The 17,233-nt window shown below is 51.9% G+C and carries 14 protein-coding genes and 1 tRNA gene; 9 read left to right on the top strand and 6 right to left on the bottom strand.

Translation table 11 applies throughout. The features are described 5' to 3' along the window. Window positions 1-11 precede the first annotated feature (11 nt). Complete coding sequence (locus FAES_RS06805; protein WP_083891468.1) at window positions 12-527, bottom strand: helix-turn-helix domain-containing protein; 516 nt, start codon at window positions 525-527, stop codon at window positions 12-14. A gap of 372 nt (window positions 528-899) precedes the next feature. Here FAES_RS06805 and FAES_RS06815 point away from each other — a divergent pair, with 372 nt between their 5' ends. The 3 genes from FAES_RS06815 (at window position 900) to FAES_RS06825 (ending at window position 4,604) form a co-directional block, all read left to right on the top strand. Continuing rightward, on the top strand, window positions 900-2,141 hold the full coding sequence (locus FAES_RS06815) for a site-specific integrase (RefSeq protein WP_041257621.1): 1,242 nt from the start codon (window positions 900-902) through the stop codon (window positions 2,139-2,141). Window positions 2,142-2,246: 105 nt separating this feature from the next. Further along, window positions 2,247-3,473: a VapE domain-containing protein gene (locus tag FAES_RS06820; RefSeq protein ID WP_015330469.1), complete on the top strand. Its 1,227-nt coding sequence runs from the start codon at window positions 2,247-2,249 to the stop codon at window positions 3,471-3,473. 270 nt (window positions 3,474-3,743) lie between these two features. After that, window positions 3,744-4,604 (top strand): DUF8464 domain-containing protein, encoded by an 861-nt coding sequence (locus tag FAES_RS06825; RefSeq protein ID WP_083891469.1) that lies wholly within the window; start codon window positions 3,744-3,746, stop codon window positions 4,602-4,604. A 1-nt stretch (window position 4,605) separates the two neighbouring features. Here FAES_RS06825 and FAES_RS29980 read toward each other — a convergent pair whose 3' ends face one another. The 5 genes from FAES_RS29980 to ubiE form a co-directional block, all read right to left on the bottom strand. Continuing rightward, window positions 4,606-5,007 (bottom strand): hypothetical protein, encoded by a 402-nt coding sequence (locus tag FAES_RS29980; RefSeq protein WP_148289304.1) that lies wholly within the window; start codon window positions 5,005-5,007, stop codon window positions 4,606-4,608. A gap of 111 nt (window positions 5,008-5,118) precedes the next feature. Continuing rightward, a complete protein-coding gene (locus FAES_RS06830; RefSeq protein ID WP_015330470.1) occupies window positions 5,119-6,396 on the bottom strand; it encodes an ApeA N-terminal domain 1-containing protein in 1,278 nt (425 codons plus the stop codon). Between the two features lie 114 nt (window positions 6,397-6,510). Further along, window positions 6,511-6,585: transfer RNA gene (locus FAES_RS06835), tRNA-Val, on the bottom strand. Window positions 6,586-6,928: 343 nt separating this feature from the next. Then, window positions 6,929-7,699 (bottom strand): type IX secretion/gliding motility protein PorT/SprT, encoded by a 771-nt coding sequence (gene porT / locus FAES_RS06840; protein WP_015330471.1) that lies wholly within the window; start codon window positions 7,697-7,699, stop codon window positions 6,929-6,931. Beyond that, complete coding sequence (ubiE, locus tag FAES_RS06845) at window positions 7,639-8,367, bottom strand: bifunctional demethylmenaquinone methyltransferase/2-methoxy-6-polyprenyl-1,4-benzoquinol methylase UbiE (RefSeq protein WP_015330472.1); 729 nt, start codon at window positions 8,365-8,367, stop codon at window positions 7,639-7,641. Before ubiE ends, porT begins: the two co-directional genes overlap by 61 nt. Window positions 8,368-8,553: 186 nt before the next feature. On the opposite strand from ubiE, the gene FAES_RS06850 reads away from it, so the two are divergent. From FAES_RS06850 to FAES_RS06875, 6 genes are all read left to right on the top strand, one after another. Continuing rightward, window positions 8,554-9,738: a dipeptidase gene (locus FAES_RS06850; RefSeq protein ID WP_015330473.1), complete on the top strand. Its 1,185-nt coding sequence runs from the start codon at window positions 8,554-8,556 to the stop codon at window positions 9,736-9,738. A 13-nt stretch (window positions 9,739-9,751) separates the two neighbouring features. Then, the gene (locus FAES_RS06855; RefSeq protein WP_015330474.1) at window positions 9,752-10,129 is read left to right on the top strand and encodes a hypothetical protein; all 378 of its coding nucleotides are present in this window, start codon (window positions 9,752-9,754) and stop codon (window positions 10,127-10,129) included. A gap of 32 nt (window positions 10,130-10,161) precedes the next feature. Continuing rightward, window positions 10,162-10,593, top strand: coding sequence for an ABA4-like family protein (locus FAES_RS06860; RefSeq protein WP_015330475.1), 432 nt, complete (start codon window positions 10,162-10,164; stop codon window positions 10,591-10,593). 112 nt (window positions 10,594-10,705) lie between these two features. Then, window positions 10,706-12,028, top strand: a complete 1,323-nt coding sequence (locus FAES_RS06865; RefSeq protein WP_015330476.1) for a Gfo/Idh/MocA family protein — start codon at window positions 10,706-10,708, stop codon at window positions 12,026-12,028. 176 nt (window positions 12,029-12,204) lie between these two features. Next, window positions 12,205-12,594, top strand: coding sequence for a hypothetical protein (locus FAES_RS06870; protein WP_041257622.1), 390 nt, complete (start codon window positions 12,205-12,207; stop codon window positions 12,592-12,594). 125 nt (window positions 12,595-12,719) lie between these two features. Continuing rightward, a complete protein-coding gene (locus FAES_RS06875) occupies window positions 12,720-17,213 on the top strand; it encodes a CusA/CzcA family heavy metal efflux RND transporter (protein ID WP_015330478.1) in 4,494 nt (1,497 codons plus the stop codon). The last annotated feature ends 20 nt before the right edge of the window (window positions 17,214-17,233 follow it).

Genomic DNA, 17,233 nt, shown 5'->3' on the forward strand with positions numbered 1-17,233 from the left:
TTTAGATTATATTAATCTGGTCGGTTGTTAGGACTTAAGTTTTGCATGTCATCTATCATTTTAGATGCACTTTCCTTAGCCCATTTTTCTAATTTGCCATCTGGATCGATCTGTTTTTTGAAGATTTCCTCTGTTATACCAAAGCCTTCAATGCCTTTGCTCATCTGTATAAAAAAGCTAATTAATACTTCTATTTTGCGTTGATTATCTATCAGATAGTCATTTCTTTCTTGGAGGGTCTGTATTACTCTATTCAATTTATGAACAGTCTCGCCTCCCTTCCTTACCGCTTCTATCTCCAAGGGGAATAGTATATCTATTGGCTGCACCCCTAACGCTTGAGCTATATCTATGACCTGATTAATCGAAAGGTCATTACCCCGCTTTTCCAAACGGCTGTAGTTGCTCCTCTCCATGTTAAGTTTCTCAGCAATGTCTACCTGAGTAAGCCTTTTTTCTTCGCGTATCTCCTTGATTCGCTTAGCAACGTCAGTAATCATACGTGTATTTTTTGCAAAGTAACGCATTGATAATGAGTTGTTAAGAAAAATATTTTACACATATGTTATCAAATATTGCACATGATGTGAAAAATATAAATCTTTGCATGATCGATATTGATCATTATCAGAGCAATGATGCATACAGAAACACCTATAAGCCGGGCGATAGCAGGCTTTGAAGACAGATTAGGGCTTACCATCAAGTTTGATGAGCGCTTCTATAATCGAACAGGCATTAACCAGAAGCGTTGGGGTATGCTACGAACTGGTAAGCTAAAGCCCAACTCAGATGAGCTTAAGAGCATTGCTATTGTCTTCAACATACCTGTAACCGATTTGATCTAGCTGCACAGCCTTGTATCAAGCTGATATAAGGCTGTGCTCAATCCTACCTTCATGGGCACATACACTAACACACTCAAGCAGGAAAGAATAAAGCCGTTTAGGGTCATCTGTTGGCGTCGGAAACAGAGTGAGAACTCGCAAGGGCTAGCACCAGTGATGTATGAGCTAAAGTTCAACGGCCAATCTAAAACCGTTCATTCGGGCATATACTGTAAAGCCGATGAGCTGAACACAAAGGAGTTCTCTATTGCTGGAAATGTACCTGCAACTCAACTGTTACAGAGTCAACGGGTAAGCTTTGACCAAGCATTCAGTAAGATAACCTTAGCAGGGGAAAGCGTTGATCTTAACCGCCTTGCCGAGATGGTAATGAAACAAGTTGGCTACACTGAGAAGACTCCGCTCTTTCGGGAATTACTAGCTCAACTTGTTGACAGATATAAGCAGCAAACTGGCAAAGGGACTACTAAAGGAACTCTTAAAGCCATTGTAACGGCCCAATTCCGTTTACTTGATTATCTGAAAGATACTGGAAAACAGAGTTTACGGTTAGGGGAAATAAAGCCCGTTTTTGTGGCTGATGTGCTAGCCTATATGAAGGGTAGGAAATACTCTCAGAATTATGCTAATAAAGTTATACGAGTTGCTATGCAGGTCTTAAACCTTGCTGAAGACTCTGAGCATATACCCCGTAACCCGCTCCGAAACGTTCGGCTCAAGCATGAACGGGTAAACATTGTCTATCTCGATGAAACAGAGATTGAGAAGCTCAGAGCTTATCAGTTCCATAATGATACGTTTGATCTGGTTAGAGATGGGTTCATGTTCCAGATTTATACCGGATTAGCTTATACAGACCCTTACAACGTTACAAAGGAGTGTATAACTGTCATTGATGAAATGACTTGCTTACGTATTAAGCGTACTAAGACGCAAGCCCCTTGCATCATTCCGCTATTGCCGCCCGCCTTGGCTCTCATCGAAAAATATAAAGGGTGGGGTTACTGCGAGTTTCACGGTAAACTGATTCCGCTGATCTCGAATCAAAAAATGAACAGTTATCTAAAAGAGATAGCTGGTATCTGTGGGATTCCCAAACACCTCACTACGCACGTTGGCCGCAAATCAGCGGCAACGTTTCTGGTAAACAACGGCATTACGCCCGTTGCGCTTCAATCAATTTTGGGTCATTCGTCTTTCACCACTACCGCCAAGCATTACGCCGTGACGATGGATAGAACGGTAGTACGTGAAATGGGTGATCTCTCTAAACGCAAATTCGCTATGACATAACCAGCACCCATAAAAAAGCCCGCTCACTATTACCAGTAGTGAGCGGGCTTGAGTCTCAGACACGGCGGCAAACCATCTCTAAGAGTTTCAAAAACAAAAATCTCTATGGCAAATATAGCCAAAAACTCTGTTCAAACCGAACAGATTCCAATCATCACGCGCATACGTGAATACCTTACTGAGCGGTATGAATTCAGACTTGATGTCGTTTCTAACGTTCTACAGTACAAGCCTGTTGGCGAACCCTGCTTTAGGGAAATGAACGAAAACAACCTGCTACGGGAGCTTTACGAAAAAGGTTTTGGTCGATTTAAAGACCAGTTGAAGGCCCTGCTACGCTCAGACTTCATTCCAGAGCATGACCCATTCAAAGAGTACTTTGAAGGCCTACCGCAATGGGATAGAACACAACCGGATTATATAGCTGACTTTGCATCTTACGTTGATGTACCTGACCCTAGCTGGTTTGGGTCAATGTTCAAAAAGATGCTCGTAAGGACAGTTGCTTGCTCTATTGGCCATGCTAAGTTCAACAAGCAATGCTTCGTGCTGTACGGCAAGCAGAACGACGGTAAAACGTCTTTTCTACGGTTCCTGTGTCCGCTCTCATTGCGGGACTACTATAAAGAGAATATCGATTTTGAAAGTAAAGACGGACGTATTGCATTAGGGGAAAACATACTCATCAACCTTGATGAGTTGTCTTCTCTGTCAAAGTCAGATACGAACAAGTTTAAAGCCTATCTGACAGAGGAGCGGGTAAAGATTCGACGGCCCTACGCTGAACGGGAAACTCAGATACAACGGCGGGCAAGCTTTCTAGGTAGCACTAACCAAAACGAGTTTTTAACCGACGTAACAGGTAACGTCCGTTGGCTTGTCTTTGAAACCTACGGCATCAAACACGATCTAGGCGGGCCAAAGGGGTACGGGGCAAACGTTGATATCAACAAGGTGTGGGCACAAGCCTATGCGCTATTGAAAGGCGGCTTTAAGTACGAGTTGACTCGTGAGGAACTGGAACGCTCTGAGAGCAACAACCGCAAACACCAGCGGACTACACCAGAGATTGATCTACTTAATCATTACTTCTTGCCTGTAGAAAGAGCCAAGACCAAAGAGAATCCCAAAGCGGAGTTTCTTACCGCTACTGAGATAGGAAAACGGCTCAGCATCCTGACAGAGGGAAAAGTGAGGCTTAACGATAATAACATTGGTAAAGCCTTAGTACATCTAGGTTTTGAACAGATTACGGCAAGACGACCAAACGGATTATTTCCTGTTAAAGGGTACTGGGTCTCTCAAACGTTAACCGGTTCAATAAACCAATAACTCTTAGACCTAACCTTACTACATTACTACAAATAGACGTAAGTCATTGATTTATAGTCTGTTTGAGTGTAGTAAGGTTAGGTCTTTTTTCATTACTACAAACTGAGTTTCCCTACTACTTTTTAATCGTAACCCTACTACACAGAAAAAAGCCTACTACACATATTCGATTGATTATCAGCTTGATACTCTCTCTTCGTAGTAAAGTAGTAGCGTAGTAAGGAGTTTTTGGAAAAAGTTAGGAAGGGTTACCGCTAAAAGAAAAAAGACGTGAATAAAGCTCCTCAAATCATCCAACAGGTCAAACAAATACCCATCGTTGACTATCTATCCAGTCTTGGTATTATGCCCGCTCACAAAGCAGGAAATCAGTTCTTTTATTGCTCTCCAAAAACCAATGAGAGAACGCCTTCATTGGCCGTTAACCCCGAGAAAAACGTTTACTTCGATTGGAGCGGAGATAGTAAAGGAGATATTATATCGTTGGTTCAACATCTAGCAGGATGTACGTTCCTTGATGCCGTTACGAAGCTTGAGCCATTTTCGATGGAGCCGCCGAAAAATTCTTTTTCTTTTAGCGGTCAACTCTCAACAGTCAATACATCGGGTATTGACATTATAGACGTTAAACCGCTTCAACATCAAGCATTGATTCAATACGTAGAAGCTAGAGGTATTTCGAGAAAGGTATATAGCCGATATCTACGAGAGATTCACTATCAGTTAAACAAAAAGAAATACTTTGCTGTAGGCTTTCCAAATGATGTTGGTGGATACGAAGTACGGAATCAATATTTTAAAGGCTCATTCGCGCCCAAAACCGTATCTACATTCAATGTTGACGGTAGTAGTACACTTCTACTATTTGAGGGCTTCTTTGATTACCTGTCCGCAATGGAATATTATAACAAAGTGACACTTCCTGCAACTGTGATTGTCCTGAACTCCTTATCCAACCTTAACAAGGTTTTACCAACCATTAGTCAGTACAAGCGGGTAAGTACGTTCTTCGACTATGACGAAACAGGCCGTAAAGCCCAAATCAAAGTAAAGTTGGCAGCATCGAACGTCACCGACTTTTCAACAATCTACAAAGGTTTTAAAGACTTCAATGAAATGCTTTGCAAGTAACTTATTCGCCGATGATATACTTACTGCTCAAGAAATCTTCTTTAAACGTATGATATGCTTTTGTACTTGTTAACTCTTCATAAGCATTATTCATGTGTTTATAAAAGCCATTAATGTAGTTATTGATTTGTTCTGTTGTAGCCGATTGAGGGAGATTACGCCGGAAGAAACAGTAATCTAGCATAGTGAAGTAATCGCCGTGCTCTGAACAGTAAGCTTCAAACTCACCTAATGAGAAATCCGCTTTGGGCGTTCTGCTTACAGAAACAGGCTGTAACGGAACGCCCGCTTTGTTTTTAAGATATGCTTGTTGTTTACAAGCATTAGAGCAAAACTGTTTGCTTTTACGGTACGGGAACCCCTTACCACATACTAAGCATTGTACTGTAGCCTCTGTTACCATAAATTTTGCGGTTATTGTGACTTTATGAATGACAGTCTTTTATTGTTTGTTTATGGTATAATTTACGAAATTTTACTAAAATGTGCAAAATGATTTACATTTTTATTTTACTCAATATAACATTGATCGATGTCTCTCAAATAAATAACTGAATGTTTTTGCGGAATCAATGCCAATATCTTCTAGTATAATGGTTATTAATACGATTTTACATTTAATTGTAAGTTGATACAATTCTTCTAGTTCTAGTTGATATTCAGGTTTTAATGTTCCATCTCCATAATGGGTTAAATAATTTCTGTTCTCTTTGATTAAAGAGCATGCATCTTTTATGTTAGGAAATAGCTTATTAAATTCTGATTCATTGCAGGTAGATTTAAGCTTGTCGAGTATGGCTTGTAGGCGGCTATTAAGAGACATCTGTTTTACTTTTGTCTTATGAAACACTTCTAAGCCTCTCACAAACTCTAAAAATACTTCTTGTGAGAATGGTGTTATGTTTCTTGACGCAACCCAAGAGACATAGGTTAAATCTCCTGATTCATTAAATAAAAACCATTTTCTGAATATCTCTTCTGCTACATTTTTAATGTCTGAAAATTTCATTAATGGTAAGCTGCTTGATGATCGTTTTTGAGAATTTCCTATGTTTTCCTGTTTAAAATATCTTTCGACTCCAATCTGCATATTTAATCTAAAAAACCTTTGTCTGTATATATAGCAATTACTATAGTACATTAACGATAGTAATCTTCGAAAATGCTCACTATACTGAACAAGCTTATCACTCTCCAATGAGCCAGCCTTAGAGTATATAATTATCGAGCTGTTGTTTTCTAGATAGAAGCCTCTACTATCATCCATTTCGTGGCTAGTTGAATAGCCAAAAGCAAAACAAATTTTTATTTTATCGTTAATATCAAAGTATATGTTTTCTGGGTGTGTGTACGTAATGGAAAGTCCGTGTTTATCATCTTCAAGAAAATCGTAAGAAATATAAGTACTATCACTGTCGATCCACTCTGATAAAGCCGAATAATCCACAACAACTCTGTCAAATTTTAAATCGTCTACATCATCATAAAATATATTATCAAATACTTCAGATACAGTTAGGGTTATGGAAATTCCCGCCGATCTTGACGCCCCAGAAGTTGTAGACTTTCGTAACAGGACATTTCTATGGGTTACGTTCTCTAAGCCGTTTATAGTGAGAAATTTCTTTGCATTAAAAATAAAATCAAATGTCTCCCTTGATGCATCATCTGTAGAGGCTTTTAGAATACAACCATATAAAGGGGAATACTTCAGAACTCCGTAGACTATAATTTCTTGGTTTTGTGGTGTAATGATAGCCCACTTGCCTACCCATTCTTTCTCCTCTTTCATTAGTTAAAAACAGTTGTGCATCTCTTTTGTAAACCTTTCAACTTACTAAATAACCAACAGTATACAAAGAAAAACCCCTCAGAGATCATCTCTGAGGGGTTTTTAAACTTTTCGTGGGAGTTGAGGGATTCGAACCCCCGACCCTCTGCTTGTAAGGCAGATGCTCTGAACCAACTGAGCTAAACTCCCTTTCTTTTACGCTCTCTGCTCGCTCGACTCTCACGCTGAAACGCGTGATGCGCTGAACCAACTGAGCTAAACTTTCTTGCCGCTACGGTGTCTTTTCCCGTTTTGGTGGTGCAAAGATAGGGGCCTGAATGGCCGTTTTGCAAGCATTTTGCTTAAAAAAGATGAAGTTTTTTGCAAAATCCTGAAAGTCAGGTACGTTCCGAGGGTGGGCTTTCGGGCTGGGAAACTATCATCGACCATCCTGCTGGTTGGGTACGTTAAGGGAATGACGTGTGGCTAAGGTGTCTGTTTTGACTGGGGTCAGGGACCCCAAAATGGTCAGATCGGGGATCTGACGACACCGCTACTCAAAATGTAGATACAGCGTCACGGCGTGGGTGGTGAGGCGCTGTATGCCGGCGCTTGAGGGGTTGGCCGTGTTGCCCGCAAAGACGTTGGGCAGGCCGTGGGTGAACCGCAGTTCGGGCGCAAATTTGAAGTACTCGAAAAACTGCTCGAAGCCGATGCCGTACTCGATGGAGAGGTCGGTGGTGTTGGTGTTGAGACGGCCCTGACTCTGGGCGAGGCGCTTCTTCACGTTGGTTTCGATGCCCACCACGGCCCCGGCGAGCAGATACATGCGCGAGTTGAGTCGCCGCGCCGATTTGTATTTAAACACAAACGGCAGCTCGATCCAGGTCGATTCGCGCACGTCGCTCTTATCCTCGGCGTTGGCGTAGGCATACTTCACCTCCCGGCTGTAGATCGATACGCCGGGCGTCATCCGGAAGTCGAACCGGTCGTTCATGTAGGCATTCACCGAAAACCCCACCCGAAACCCCGAGTTGGTGGGCGAGGTGATGCGCAGCAATGACGGGTCGTTGGTGGACGTGGCGAAATCGGGGCGGTACGTCAGGTTGTAGCGCGTAAAGGGCAGCGCGTAGTAAAACCCGAAATGCACCACCTTGTCGTCGTAGTCTTCCTTGTGCTTGCGAATGTATTTGTAGGTCGACTGCGCCATCGCCAGCGGCGCGAGCAGCAGCAACAAGGCAACGACACTCGCGCAGCGGATCGCTACGATGGCTGTTTTTGGCCCAGATAAATCGACGCGATGCCGAAGGAAAGAGGAATCCATTGAGTATGACGAAAACCGGCTTTTTCAAACACCTGAATGAAGTCGGGGCCATCGGGGAAGGCCTTCATCGACTCATCAAGGTATGCATACGCCGAGGTGTCTTTGCTGACCATCTTCCCGAAAAAGGGCACGACCGTAGCGGTGTAAAAATTATAGAACTGCTTGAACGGAAACCGGCGGGGCCGCGAAAACTCGAGCACCATGCAGACGCCACCGGGGCGAACAACGCGGTGCATATCGGTGAGGCCCGCCAGCAGGTTCTCGAAGTTGCGTACGCCAAAGGAAACGATGGCAGCGTCAAATTCATTGTCTGCCAGTGGTAATCGTTCCGAATCGCCCGAGCGCAGTTCGATGATGTGGTCGACGCCCCGCTCTTTCATTTTCTGCCGCCCCACGGCCAGCATGCCCTCCGAAATATCGACGCCGATGATCTTGTCGGGTTTCAGCGAGAGGGCTTCCAAGGCCAGATCGCCCGTGCCGGTGGCAATGTCGAGGATGCGTTTGGGCGCAAACGGCCGCAGCAGCCGGATGGCTTTCTTTCGCCACAGGATGTCGATACCCGCACTCAGAAAGTGGTTCAGGAAGTCGTATTTCGGCGCGATGTTGTCGAACATCTCACCCACCTGCTGCCGTTTCGAGGCATCTTTATCTTTGTACGGAACGATCATGAGCTTAAAGAGCGAAAGAGTGAATGCGGTACGCCGCCCGGAGTGAAAGAGCGAAAGGAAGTATGTAGAGAAGCACTCTTTCACACTTTCTGTCTTTCACTCATTCGGAAACGGCCGGTTTCGGGGGAAAGTTTCGGGCTGCACCGACGGGTTGGCGGGAAGCGGGTCAATTCATTACCTTGCACCATGACCCGCTTCTCCCCAGCCCTGCTGCTCCTGCTGACAGCCTGTGCGCCAACGGCCCGCCAATCGACCTCCCTGCACCAGCGTATTCTGACCCTAGACACCCACGCCGACGCGCCGATTATGATGCAGAAGCCGGGATTCGACGTGGGCGTTCGGCATGATGTCCGGCGCGATGAGTCGCAGATCGATTTCCCCCGGATGGCGGCGGGCGGCATGGACGCCATGTTTTTTGCGGTCTACACGGCGCAGGGACCACGTACGCCCGAGGGCCATGCCGAGGCCAAACGCAACGCGCTGAACCAGTTTGCGCTGATCGAGACGGCGCTGACAAAATACTCCAATCTGGCCGAACTGGCGACCACACCGGCCGACGCCTACCGACTCGAAAAAGCGGGCAAGCGCGCCATTTTCATCGGGATGGAAAACGGCTACCCCATCGGCGAAGACCTGTCGCTGGTAAAAACCTACTTCGATAAGGGGTGTCGGTACGTTACGCTGTCGCATTTCGCCAACAATGCCATCTGCGATTCGGCCACCGACCCCGACGGCCCGCTGCACAACGGCCTGAGCCCGTTTGGTCGGCAGGTGGTGGCCGAAATGAACCGGCTGGGCATGCTGATCGACATTTCGCACGTGTCGGATAAGTCGTTCTACGACGTGCTGGCCCTGTCGAAAGTGCCCGTGATTGCCTCGCACTCCAACTGCCGCGCCCTCTGTGATTTTCCCCGCAACATGACCGACGACATGATCCGGGCGCTGGCGGCAAAAGGCGGCGTGGTGCAGGTCAATTTCGTCAGCGACTACCTGCGTAAACCGTCGGAGGCGCACCGGGCCGCGCTCACGAGCCTGCGCATGTCGGGCGTGGGCAAGGCACGTACCCCGGCGATGGAAGCCCGGCAGCAGGCTCTCACCGATTCGGTGAAGCGGGTCTATGCGGCCGAGCGGGCGAGTGTCGCCGACATTGCCAACCACATCGACCATATCGTGAAGCTGGTGGGCATCAACCACGTCGGCATCGGGTCGGACCTGGATGGGGGCGGGGGCGTCAACGGCCTCGAAGACGTGAGCGACATCGAAGTCCTGACGAAGGAGTTGGTGCGGCGTGGCTATTCCGAAAAGGACATCGCCCAGATTTGGGGCGGTAATCTGCTACGCGTACTAAGCCAGGCCAAAGCGGCTAACTAGAGGCGGCATACTAATGGAATCACTGGCGATCGTCTATGCCTGCGGGGTGCACAGCCTGGGTCTAGCGCTGTTTCATGCGGCGTTCTGGCGTATTTTCCGGTGGCGACACGATCTGCAAACAAGCAGCCTACCGACGCGAGCTATTATTCAGATCGCCAATTTGCGGCTGATCCATGTGTTTCTGCTGGCAGCGGTACTGTGCTTTGGTTTTCCTGATGAGTTACTCCAGACTAATCTGGGTCGGACGTATATAATAGGCATGGCCCTTTTCTGGCTGGGGCGAACCATTGAACAATTTATTTTTCTACCATACAACCGGTTCTTTGTGCACCTGCTGACTGCCGTATTTCTGCTGGGGGCGGTGTTGTTTGCGCTACCGGTGCTGCTTTGACGATTGCCTGAACCCAAAATCTGTTTCGTACCATGACCGCCGATTCTGTTTTTCAACTGGCCAACACGCTGGTGCTGCCCCAGTGGCTGTTGATGATTGTGGCGCCGCGCTGGCGCGTAACCCGCTGGCTCATGCAGTCGTATCTGATTCCGGTTTGTCTGGCAGTCATCTACGTCAGCTATCTGTTCAGTGGTGGCCCGGTCGATTTTGCCGCGTTTGGGTCGCTGTCGGGCATCAAACACCTGTTTGCCACCGGGGGCGACGGCGTGATGCTGGCGGGTTGGGTGCACTACCTGGCGTTCGATCTGGTGGCGGGCACGGTAATCGTGCGGGACGCGCAGGAAAAGGCGATTCCCCACGGGTACGTTGTTGTGCCGCTGCTTGGCTGCTTCATGCTCGGGCCGGTTGGGCTGCTGTTGTATTGGCTCATTCGCACCATACGTACTCGGACGCTATCGGCTTAGCCGGGTTTCGCGCATAGGCAGCGGTGATAAAACGGTTGCTTTTGTCTTTGGCAGGTTGAGCCGTCGGTGCTCGTTGCCGACAGCCGTTACTGACTAAGCGCCTGCTTTGCCCATGAACCGCTCCGATTTTCTGAAAACGTCTGCGTTAGCCACCGCAGGTACGTTGCTGTTGCCCCAGTCACCGGCCTCGGCTGTCCCGTTTATTTACCATCGGCCGCCGCAGAAATTCCGGGTGGCGCTCATCGGCTCCGGCTGGTGGGGCATGAATATCCTGCGCGCCGCCATGCAGTCGGGCGAGGTAACGGTGGTGGCGCTTTGCGACGTAGACAAGGCGCAGGTGCAACGGGCGCAGGCCGACGTAACCAAACTCAGCAACGAGCGGCCCAAGCTCTACGGTGATTTTCGGGAGCTGCTAAACGCCGAGAAACCCGACATCGCCATTGTGGCTACCCCCGATCACTGGCACCCGCTGATCGCCATCGCGGCCATGCAGACGGGCGCGCATGTGTATGTGGAGAAACCCATCAGCCACACCATCAATGAAGGCAAGGCGATGGTGCGGGCGGCGCGGGCTACGGGCAAGGTTTGCCAGGTAGGTACGCACCGGCGCATCTCGCCCCACAACGTGTCAGGTATGGACTTTCTGCGGTCGGGGAAGGCCGGGAAGATCGGGATGGTGCGGGCCTTTGTGAGCTACGGCGGAAACGAAGGCAAGGTTACGCCCGACGCCGAGCCGCCCCGCGATCTCGACTGGGATATGTGGTGTGGGCCGGCGCCGCTCCGGGCCTATAACCCGACGATTCACCCGCGGGGCTTCCGGCAGTATCTCGACTATGCCAACGGACAACTCGGCGACTGGGGCATTCACTGGCTCGACCAGGTTTTGTGGTGGACCGACGAAAAAGCGCCGCGCAAGGTATACTCGACCGGCGGCCGGGCTATCCGACGCGATCAGACTGACGCGCCCGATCATCAGGTGGCGACGTATGAGTTTGAAGGGTTCACGGCTATCTGGGAGCATCGCCTGTTTGCGGGGAATAACGCCGAGAAAACAATGCCCAATCAGGCGGTGGGTTGCTATTTCTACGGCACCGAAGGCACATTTCACATGGGCTGGCTCGATGGCTGGACGTTTTACCCCGTCGATCCGAAAAAGCCGACGATTCATCAGGACGCCCAACTCGACAAACCCGACGACCAGAACATCGCCGGGCTCTGGACCAACTTCACCGACTCGATCCGGAACAACCGCACGCCGGTCTGTGACATCGAAATCGGGCAGCGATCGACCAACATGGCGCTGCTGGGTATGTTGTCCATGAAACTGGGCCGGAGTGTGGCCTGGGATCAGACGACGCAGACGATTCTCAACGACCCCGAAGCCAACGCGCTGCTGAGCCGGCCCTACCGGGGCAGCTGGCAATACCCGACCTAGCGGTAAGCAACGTACCTGTGGCGAACGCGCGGACGACTACGCACCAGTCTGCTACCGATACGTTGGTATCGGCTAGGTGCGGCGTTGTAAAAATGCCTAACTTACCATGTATATTTGCAACACTTGTTGGCCGTACCCGCTATTGGGAGGCAACGAGTCAGGTACGTTCCGAAACGATGAAATCCGTTGTCGCTCTTTTTCTGGTTCAGCTTATGCTCGGAAGCAGTCTGCTTCCCGGCTTCGGCATTGACCAGTCGGCCCGCTGGGCAGAGCTGATTCATCATTACCAGCACCACCGGGTCGAAGACACGTCGCTGGGTTTCGTCGATTTTCTGCTGATGCACTACGATACCAGTTCGGAGCATCAGAAACACCCCAATCATTGCCATCATAACCTGCCCTCGGCGGGCCATTTTGTATCGGTACCGACCCCCAGCCCCCTGCGGCTGGACGCCGAACCCCCGGCGGTGTCGTTGATCCGCGTAGCCAGGGCTACTTTTTTCCGGAAGGCTGATTTGTATGCCTTCGCCGCGATTCGTTCGCTCATCAATCCTCCCCGACGGTAGACGGTTGCTTCGCGTCAGTGCGCCTTGCTTTCATTCGCTTTGCGGTCATTCATGGTCATTCGTTGCGTCGGCAATGGTTGGCGCCCAATGACTATGAATGACGCGTAGCTCAATCCTATCCGTTCATGCTGAATGCCATTATCCGGTTCTCTATCCAGAACAAACTCATTATTGGCCTGCTCACGCTGGGGCTGATCCTGTGGGGCGGCTGGTCGGCTACCCAATTGCCGATCGACGCCGTCCCCGACATTACCAACAACCAGGTGCAGGTGATCACGAGCAGCCCGTCGCTGGCGGCCGAAGACATCGAACGCCTTGTCACGTTTCCGATCGAGGTCAGCCTGTCCAATATTCCGGACATTACCGAACTGCGCTCCTTTTCGCGCTTCGGCCTGTCGATCGTCACGGTGGTATTCACCGATGCCACCGACGTGTACTGGGCGAGGCAGCAGATTGCCGAACGCCTGCAAACCGTGACGGGGCAGATTCCGCCCGGCGTGGGTACGCCCGTGATGGCCCCCGTGACCACGGGCCTGGGCGAGATTTTCCAGTATACGGTGGTGCCCCGGAAAGGCTACGAAAACCGCTATACCCTCAGCGACCTGCGGACCATTCAGGACTGGACGATCCGGCGGGGGCTGCTGGGTACGCCGGGGGTAGCCGAGGTGAGCGGGTTTGGCGGGCAGTTGAAGCAATATGAAATCGCGATCGACCCCGACCGGCTCCGTAGCGCCAACATCACCATTGCCGACCTGTTTCGGGCGCTGGAGCAGAATAACCAGAACACGGGTGGGGCGTACATCGACAAAAAGCCCAACGCCTATTTCATCCGGTCGGAGGGCCTGATTGGTAACCCCGATGATATTGCCAACATCGTCGTGCAGCTGGGTCATTCGTCGGGTAGCGACCTGGGCACGCCGGTGCGCGTGCGCGACATCGCCACGGTGCAGGTCGGTTCGGCGGTGCGTTACGGGGCCGTGACGCGCAACGGCGATGGCGAAACGGTGGGGGGCGTGGTCATGATGATCAAAGGCGAGAACTCGTCCGCGGTGATCAAACGGGTAAAGGCTAATATCGCCGAGATCCAGAAAACCCTGCCGGAGGGTGTTGACATCATCCCGTTTCTGGACCGCACCAAGATGGTCAACAGCGCCATCGGGACGGTAGAGAAAAACCTGATGGAAGGGGCGCTGATCGTCATTTTCGTGCTGGTGCTGCTGCTGGGTAACGTGCGGGCGGGCTTGGTGGTGGCGTCGGTGATTCCGCTGGCGCTGCTGTTTGCCGTTTCCATGATGAACCTCTTCGGCGTGTCGGGCAATTTGATGAGCCTTGGTGCCATCGACTTCGGCCTAATCGTCGACGGCGCCGTGATCATCGTTGAAGCCACGCTGCACCATATTGTGCTTCGCGCCGGGAGTGCCTTCGGCGCCGGGGTAGCAGGGGCGGGCAAGGATGGACTAATGGACAAGACAACCCCTGCCATCCCAGCTATCCCTGCCCGCTTTACGCAGGCGCAGATGGACGAGGAGGTATTTGGGGCGGCGAGCCGGATCCGGTCGTCGGCGGCGTTTGGCGAGATCATCATCCTGATCGTGTACCTGCCGATTCTGGCCTTGTCGGGCATTGAAGGGAAGATGTTCCGGCCGATGGCCCTGACGGTGGCCTTCGCCATTCTGGGGGCGTTTATTCTGTCGCTGACCTACGTACCCATGATTTCGGCGCTTTTCCTGAGCAAGAAAACCGAGTACAAGACCTCCTTCTCCGACAAGCTGATGGGCCGGATTTTCCGGGTTTACGAACCGGTGCTGCTGTGGTCGCTGCGGAACCGGGCGCTGGTGCTGGGTACGTCGGTGGCGCTGCTGGTGGTAGCCATCTTTACCTTCACACGCATGGGGGGCGAGTTTATCCCGCAACTCGATGAGGGCGATTTCGCCGTCGACACGCGCACGCTGGTGGGCAGTTCGTTGAGCGAAACGGTCGATGCTACGCTGAAAGGTGAGCGCATTTTGCTAAAACAGTTTCCCGAGGTGGAGCAGGTGGTGGCCAAGATCGGCTCCGGCGAAGTACCCACTGACCCCATGCCCATCGAAGCAGCCGATATGATGGTGGTGCTGAAACCCAAAGACCAGTGGACGTCGGCCACCACGCGCGACGAACTGGCCGAAAAAATGGCGGAGGCGCTCTCGGTCGTGCCGGGGGTGACGTTTGGCTTCCAGCAGCCCGTACAGATGCGGTTCAACGAGCTGATGACCGGAGCCCGGCAGGATGTGGCCCTGAAAATTTACGGCGAAGACCTCAATCAGCTGGAACGGCTGGCCGGCGAGGTGGGGCGGCTGATCCAGAAAATCGACGGGGCGGCGGATCTGTACGTCGAGCAGGTAGCGGGGCTGGCCCAGATTCTGATTAAACTCGACCGCAACGCCATTGCCCATTACGGCCTCAACGTGTCGGATGTCAACCAGGCCATTAACACGGCGTTTGCGGGGCAGTCGGCGGGGTCGGTGTTTGAGGGGGAAAAGCGCTTCGATCTGGTGCTGCGGCTCGCCGAAACCAAACGGCAGAGCGTCGACGACATCCGGAACCTGTACGTAGCGACCCCCGCGGGCGAGCAGCTGCCACTGAGCCAGATTGCCGACGTACGGATTGTGCAGGCCCCCAACCAGATTCAGCGGGATCAGACCAAACGGCGCATCACGCTCGGGTTCAACGTGCGCGGCCGTGACGTGGAGAGCATCGTGGCTGACCTGCAACAGCAGGTGAACCAGCGGGTCAAGCTGCCCGCCGGCTACTCGATCACCTACGGCGGTACATTTCAGAACCTGATCGAAGCCAAGCAGCGGCTTGGCGTGGCGGTGCCGCTGGCACTGGCGCTCATCTTCGCCCTGCTCTTTTTTACGTTCAACTCCATCCGCCAGAGCCTGATGATCTTCATGGCGATTCCGCTGGCAGCCATCGGTGGGGTGTTTGCCCTCCTGCTGCGCGATATGCCGTTCAGCATTTCGGCGGGGGTAGGGTTCATTGCGCTTTTTGGCGTGGCCGTGCTGAACGGGATTGTGTTGTTGGCCGAATTTAACCACCTGCGGCAGGAGCAGGGCCTTACTGATATGAAAGAGATTATCCGGCAAGGGGCCGAAACGCGCTTGCGCCCCGTGATTATGACGGCCCTGGTGGCTTCGTTTGGGTTTATTCCGATGGCCCTGTCCAATTCGGCGGGGGCTGAAGTACAAAAGCCGCTGGCTACGGTCGTGATTGGCGGCCTGCTGACGGCTACCTTGCTGACGTTGATCGTGTTGCCCATTCTGTATTCCATTTTCGAACGAAAATCATTGGCCAAAGAAGCCGCTGGGCGCCCGGTGAACCCGCCAAAAAGCAACGTACCGGCGGCGCTGACGGGCCTGCTGTTGCTGCTGGGTACGTTGCCCGCCATCGGCCAGACGCCACAACTGCTCTCCCTGGAGCAGGCGCTGCAACAGGCCAACACCCGAAACCCGCAGATTCAGCTGGGTACGTTGGGCATCACGCAGCAACAGGCACTGCGCCGCACGGCCTACGATGCCGGGCGGCTTTCGGCTACGGCGCTGTTGGGCCAGTACAACAGCCGCCGGTTCGACAATAACCTGACCGTCACGCACACGATTCCGAACCCCACGCTGGTGCGCCGCCTGGCCGACCTGAACGATCGCTCCGTCACGGCGCGGGAAGCCAGTCTGGCTGTCACCCAGCATCAGATCCGGTATGAGGTGAAGTCGACCTTCTATGAACTCGATTACCTGCATCAGCGGCGGCGGCTGTTTCGGCAGCAGGATACGCTCCTGGCCGAATTTGTGCAGGCGGCGAGCATCCGGTTCAAAACCGGCGAAACGGGTAGTCTCGAAAAAGCAACGGCCGAGAGTCAGCTCGCCGATCAGCGGGTGCGGCTGGCCCAACTCGACGCCGACCTGACCGGCGCCCGCACGCGCCTGAAAACGCTGCTCAACAAGCCCGATGCCTTCGAGGTGGCCGATCAGCCCCTGCCCAAGCTGACCCTGCCGGTGGCCCTCGATAGCCTGCAAAGCACGCAGGCGGGGCAGCATCCGCAACTTCGGCAGTTGCAGCAGCAGATTCAGGTGGCCGAGCAAACCCGACTGGTCGAGCAGGCGCGACTCCGGCCCGACTTTCTGGTGGGGCTGTTTTCGCAGACGCTCATCGGCAACCAGCTGATCGACGGGCAGGAACTGTATTTCGGGCCGGGGGCGCGGTTCTGGGGTGGGCAAATCGGGGTGACTTTCCCGCTGCTGGGCAATGCCCAAAAGGCCCGCGTCGAAGCGGCCCGGGTGAGCGAGCAGGTAGCCCAAACGGAATTGCAGGCGGGGCAATTTGCGCTGACTCAGCAAGTACAGCAGGCTATCAGCCAGTACAATCAGTACCGGTCGGCGTTGGCCTATTACGAGCAAAATGGCCTCACGCAGGCGCAACTCATTCAGACCAACGCGCGCCGGTCGTTTCGGGCGGGCGATATCGGGTACGTCGAGTTTTCGCTGGCGTTGCAACAGGCGCTCACCATCCGCTCGTCGTACCTCGACATTCTGAATCAGTACAATCAGTCGGTGCTGTACATCAACTACTTACTTGGGTATTGATAAACGGTTCGTTCAGTACA

The sequence above is a fragment of the Fibrella aestuarina BUZ 2 genome, from assembly GCF_000331105.1.
Lineage (GTDB): Bacteria > Bacteroidota > Bacteroidia > Cytophagales > Spirosomataceae > Fibrella > Fibrella aestuarina.